Consider the following 5,474-nt stretch of genomic DNA (forward strand, 5'->3'; position numbering starts at 1 on the left):
CCGCCGGCGAACTGGGCCGGATCCAGCTGGACTGGGCGCGGCGCCGGCTGGCCGCCGGATCGACCGACGCCGATCTGCCCCTGGTGGTGGCGGTGCACCATCCGCCGCTGCCGATCGGCGATGCCGAGATGGATGCCATCCGCTTGCGGGACGGCGACGCCCTGCTGGATCTGCTGCGGCCGCTGGCCGCCCTGCGGGGGCTGGTCTTCGGCCACATCCACCAGCACTGGCAGGCGGGGCTGCCTGGGCGACCGGCGGTGCCCCTGCTCGGGTGCCCCTCCACCCTGCGCAGCTTCGGGCCGGTGCAGCCCTGTCCCCTGGGCCGTCCGGCCGACCCCGGCGGGCGCTGGCTGGCGCTGGGGGAGGACGGCGTGCTGCAGCAGCGGTTGCTGCGCTGGGCGCCATGCGACGGCCCTAGCCTCCGCTGATGCAACGCCCCTTTCCCCTGTTGTCCTCCCTGATCCGGCGACTGCGGGGCCTGATGGTGCTGGCCCTGCTGCTGGCGTTCGCCACCCTCCCCCTGCCCGCGGCGGCCCTCGAGGAGGCCCCCCCGGCCCTGACCCCCCACAGCTTCGTGGCCGACGCCGCCCGGCGGGTGGGGCCGGCGGTGGTGCGGATCGACACCGAGCGCAACGTGGCCCGGCCTCCGTTCGATCCGGCCCTGCTGGATCCCCTGCTGCGCGATCTGTTCGGCGATCCCTCCGGCAGCACGCGGGAGCGCGGGCAGGGCTCGGGGGTGGTGATCGACGGCCGCCGTGCCCTGGTGCTCACCAATGCCCACGTGGTGGACAACGTCGACCGGGTCACCGTCACCATGGCCGATGGCCGCCAGCTGGACGGCACCGTGGTGGGCACCGACCCGGTGACCGATCTGGCGGTGGTCAGGATCGGCGGCAAGGGTTCCCTGAGCGCCGCCCCGCTCGGGGATTCCGAGGCCCTGGAGGTGGGCGACTGGGCCATCGCCCTGGGCAGCCCCTATGGCCTCGAACGCACGGTCACCCTGGGGATCGTCAGCAGCCTGCATCGGGACATCAACAGCCTGGGCTTCGCCGACAAGCGCCTCGACCTGATCCAGACGGACGCGGCCATCAATCCGGGCAACTCCGGTGGCCCCCTGATCAACGCCGCCGGTGAGGTGATCGGCATCAACACCCTGGTGCGCTCCGGGCCCGGCGCCGGGCTGGGCTTCGCCATCCCCATCAACCTGGCCAGGAAGGTGGCGGAGCAGCTCGGCGAGGGCGGCACGGTGGTTCACCCGTATCTCGGCCTCCAGCTGGTGCCGCTCACGGCGCGGATGGCCCGGGACAACAACCGGGATCCCGATGCCCTGCTGCAGCTCCCCGAGCGGGATGGCGCCCTGGTGCAGCGGGTGCTGCCGGAAAGCCCAGCCGAGGCGGCCGGGCTGCACCGTGGCGATCTGGTGGTGGCCATCGCCGACCAGCCGGTGAACACCCCCTCGGCCCTGCTGCAGCAGGTGGAGCGGGCCGAAGTGGGCCAGCCTCTGCCGCTGAAGGTGGTACGGGGCCAGCGGGAGCTGCAGCTCTCGATCCGCCCGGCGGCCCTGCCCCAGGCGGGCTAGGCGCCAGGGGGGCTGGAGGGTCCCCCTTGCTACGGTCTGCGCCATTTCCGGCAGATCCCGATGTCCGATCTTCAGGACCGCATGAAGGAGGCCGTGGCCACGGCGGCGGTGGATCAGATCCGTGACGGCATGGTGGTGGGGCTGGGCTCGGGCTCCACGGCGGCCCTGATGATCCGCGCCCTCGGCCGCAAGCTCCAGCAGGGCGAACTCAGCGGCATTGTCGGGGTCACCACCTCCTTCCAGGGGGAAGTGCTGGCGGCCGAGCTGGGCATCCCGCTGCAGGCGCTGAATGCCGTGCAGCACATCGATCTGGCCATCGACGGTGCCGATGAGGTGGACCCCTCCTTCCAGCTGATCAAGGGGGGAGGGGCCTGCCACGTGCAGGAGAAGCTGGTGGCTCGCCGGGCCGACCGCTTCGTGGTGGTGGTGGATGCCACCAAGCTGGTGGAGCGTCTCAACCTGGGCTTTCTGCTGCCGGTGGAAGTGCTGCCCGGTGCCTGGCGCCAGGTGCGCGATGAACTCACCGCCATGGGCAGCCGCGTCGAGCTGCGCATGGCCGTGCGCAAGGCCGGCCCGGTCGTCACCGACCAGGGCAACCTGGTGCTGGATGTGGCCTTTGAGGGGGGCATCGGTGATCCCGCCGCCCTGGAGGCGACGATCAACAACATCCCCGGCGTGCTGGAGAACGGCCTGTTCGTGAACCTGGCCGACCAGGTGCTGGTGGGTGAGGTCGTGGGCGGTGAGGCCGGGGTGCGCGACCTCGCGAGGCGCTGAGCCGCCCTCCGCTGGGCCACCCGACGCCTGGCCACCAGAATGGAGCCATCCTCTCTGGGCTGGGCGAACGGTGCCCAACGGCGACCTCAGCACGCTGCTGCTCCAGCTGCTGGCGGAGACGGCTGAGGCGTTCATCGTCGAGCCCACGACGGAACTCGACGCCACCATTGATCGCACCCTGGCGTCGATCGGTGGCCTGTTCGATGTGGATCGGGCCTATGTGTTCTCCCTGACGCGCCATCCGGGTTTCGCCAGCAACACCCACGAGTGGTGTGCGCCGGGGGTGGAACCGCAGATCCACCAACTTCAGCAGGTGCCGGAGGTGTCGATCGGCTGGTTGATGGGGGAAATGCGTTCCGGCCGGGCGATCAATCTCGAGTCTCTCCTTGATCTCCCCGCCGGGGCCGATGCCGAGCGGGCCCATCTCAGCTCCCAGGGCATTCAGTCCCTGCTGGTCCTCCCCCTGGTGCGGCGGGGCCGGCTGGAGGGGTTCGCGGGCTTTGACCACATCCGCGGCTGCCGCCGCTGGAGCGACCAGGAGGTGGCCGTGCTCTCGATCGTGGTGAGCGGCTTCGCCCAGGGGTTCGAACGTCGGCTGATTGATCAGCAACTGCGTCAGCTGGCCTACGAGGATCCGCTCACCCGCCTGCCCAATCGCTCCCTGCTGAGTCAGCGTCTGGGCGAGGAGCTGGAGCGTGCCAGGCGCAACGGCACCCACCTGGCGGTGGGCTACCTCGACCTCGATAACTTCAAGCCCATCAATGACAGCCACGGCCATGCCGTGGGCGACGAGCTGCTGGTGGCCGTGGCCGAACGCCTCTGCCGGTGCCTGCGGCCGGGCGACACGGTGGGCCGGCTGGGTGGGGATGAATTCGTGGTGATCCTTCCCGGCCTCAGCAGCCTGGCCGAGCTGGAGTCGCTGGGTGACCGGCTGCTCAGCGCCGTGGCCCAGCCCACCCTCCTGGGCGCGACGCTCTGCGTGGCCTTGAGCACCAGCATCGGCTTCCGGCTGGTGCCCCCCGACGAGGCCGATCCGGATACCCTGCTGCGCCAGGCCGACCAGGCCATGTACGCCGCCAAGCGAGCCGGCCCGGGGCGGATGCACCACTTCGACGTGGCGCTGGAACGGCGCCAGTCGCTGCAGCGCTCCCGCCTGGAGAGGGTGCGACAGGCCATCGAAGAGCAGCAGCTGCGCCTGTTCGTGCAGCCGGTGATCGACCTGGCCACCGGGCAGCTGCGCTTTGCCGAAGCCCTGGTGCGCTGGCAGCACCCCCAGCAGGGGCTGCTGTTGCCGGAGGCCTGGCTGGGCTGGATCGAGGATCAACCGGAGATCAGCCTCCTCGGCGACTGGGTGCTGAAGCAGGCCCTGCGCCACTGCTCGGCCTGGAGGCGGGCAGGGCTGAGTGTGGCGGTGAGCGTGAACATGTCGGCCTGGGAGCTGCGTGATCCCGGTTTCGCCGAGAGGATCCGCGCAGCCCTGGCCCTCCATCCCGATCTGCCCGCCTCGGCGTTGGGCCTGGAGGTGCTGGAAACAGCCGCCCTGGAGGATCTGGAACAGGTGGCCCAGACCATCGCCCGCTGCCGCGAGCTGGGTGTGCGCGTTGCCCTCGACGACTTCGGCACCGGCTACTCCTCGCTCACCTACCTGCGGAGGCTGCCGATCTCCACGATCAAGATCGACCGCTCGTTCGTGGCCAGGATGTTGGTGGATCCCGCCGATCGGGCCATCGTTAAGGCCGTGGTGGATCTGGCCCACGCCTTCGGCCGCACCTGCGTGGCCGAAGGCGTGGAGACGCCTGAGCACCTGCAGGCGTTGCGGGCGATGGGCTGTGAACTGGCCCAGGGATTCGCCATCGCCCGGCCGATGCCGGCGGAGGACCTGCCCGACTGGAACCTCCCGCCCTCAGCAGGCGGATGAGTGCCGGTCCGCTCAGCTGTCCTGGGTCCCGAGCCGCTGCCGCACCGATTCCGCGTGGCTGTGCAGCCCCTCGCTCTCGGCCAGGATGACCACCGCCGGCCCGGTGGCCTCCAGGGCCGCCCGGTTGAAGTGGATCAGGCTGGTGTGACGCAGGAAGGTCTCGACGCTGAGGGCGCCGGCGAAGCGGGCCGTCCCCGAGGTCGGCAGGGTGTGGTTGGGGCCGGCCAGGTAGTCGCCCACGGCTTCGGGCGACCAGGGGCCGAGGAAGATGGCGCCGGCATGGCTGATCCGGTCCGCCAGGGATTCGGGATCGGCCACCAGCAGCTCGAGGTGCTCCGGGGCGAACCGGTCGCTGAGGGCCGCCGCCTCGGTGAGATCGTCGCAGACCACGATCAGGCCCCAGTCGTTGAGGGCCTGCAGGGTGATGGCGGCCCGCGGGTGCCGCTCCAGCTGGGCCTCGATGGCGGCCGGCACGGCGGCGGCCAGCGCCTCGCTGGTGGTGATCAGGATCGCCGCCGCCAGGGGATCGTGCTCCGCCTGGGCCATCAGGTCGGCGGCCACCTGGGCGGGTACGGCCGTGTGGTCGGCGATCACCAGCACCTCGCTGGGGCCGGCCAGGGAATCGATGCCCACGGTGCCGTACACGGCCTTCTTGGCCAGGGTCACGTAGAGGTTGCCGGGGCCGCTGATCACATCGACCGCAGGGATGGTTTCGGTGCCGTAGGCCAGGGCCCCGACCGCCTGGGCGCCGCCCACCCGGTAGACCTCCTCCACCCCGGCCCGGTGGGCGGCGGCCAGCACGGTGGCGTTCGGCTCGCCGCCGGCGCCGGGCGGGGTGACCATCACCAGCCGTTCCACGCCCGCCACCCGGGCGGGAATCGCATTCATCAGCACCGTGCTGGGGTAGGAAGCCCGGCCGCCGGGGACGTAGATCCCCGCCCGCTGCACCGGGCGCCAGCGGCGCCCCAGCCGCTCGCCGTGGGGGCCCACCACCGCCAGATCCGCCGGCATCTGGCGGTGGTGGAACTCCAGGATCCGGTCGTGGGCCAGGTCGAGGGCCCGGCGCAGGGGCTCGGGACAGTCGTGCCAGGCCTGGGCCAGCCGCTCGGGGGGCACCCGCAGGGGATCGGGCCGCAGGCCGTCGAAGCGTTCGCTGAAGTCGAGCAGGGCCGCGTCGCCCCGCTCCCGCACCTCGGCCAGGAT

Annotated in this window: 5 protein-coding genes; 4 read left to right on the top strand and 1 reads right to left on the bottom strand. The window is 71.6% G+C overall.

Annotated elements, in window-relative coordinates; genetic code table 11:
* The 4 genes from VB737_RS14595 to VB737_RS14610 all read left to right on the top strand — a co-directional run.
* Positions 1–428, top strand: a 428-nt coding sequence (locus VB737_RS14595) for a metallophosphoesterase family protein (RefSeq protein WP_500314025.1), incomplete at its 5' end; no start/stop codon positions are given.
* A complete protein-coding gene (locus tag VB737_RS14600; RefSeq protein ID WP_500314027.1) occupies positions 428–1,579 on the top strand; it encodes a trypsin-like peptidase domain-containing protein in 1,152 nt (383 codons plus the stop codon). The genes VB737_RS14595 and VB737_RS14600, both read left to right, overlap by 1 nt.
* Positions 1,580–1,639: 60 nt before the next feature.
* On the top strand, positions 1,640–2,353 hold the full coding sequence (gene rpiA / locus VB737_RS14605; RefSeq protein ID WP_500314029.1) for a ribose-5-phosphate isomerase RpiA: 714 nt from the start codon (positions 1,640–1,642) through the stop codon (positions 2,351–2,353).
* A gap of 70 nt (positions 2,354–2,423) precedes the next feature.
* Positions 2,424–4,271, top strand: a complete 1,848-nt coding sequence (locus tag VB737_RS14610) for a putative bifunctional diguanylate cyclase/phosphodiesterase (protein WP_500314031.1) — start codon at positions 2,424–2,426, stop codon at positions 4,269–4,271.
* A gap of 12 nt (positions 4,272–4,283) precedes the next feature.
* On the opposite strand, the gene hisD is transcribed toward VB737_RS14610, so the two are convergent.
* Positions 4,284–5,474 (bottom strand): histidinol dehydrogenase (gene hisD, locus VB737_RS14615; RefSeq protein ID WP_500314033.1); only part of this gene is annotated, 1,191 nt, incomplete at its 5' end.

Source organism: Synechococcus sp. BA-120 BA3, from assembly GCF_034931285.1.
GTDB lineage: Bacteria > Cyanobacteriota > Cyanobacteriia > PCC-6307 > Cyanobiaceae > Cyanobium.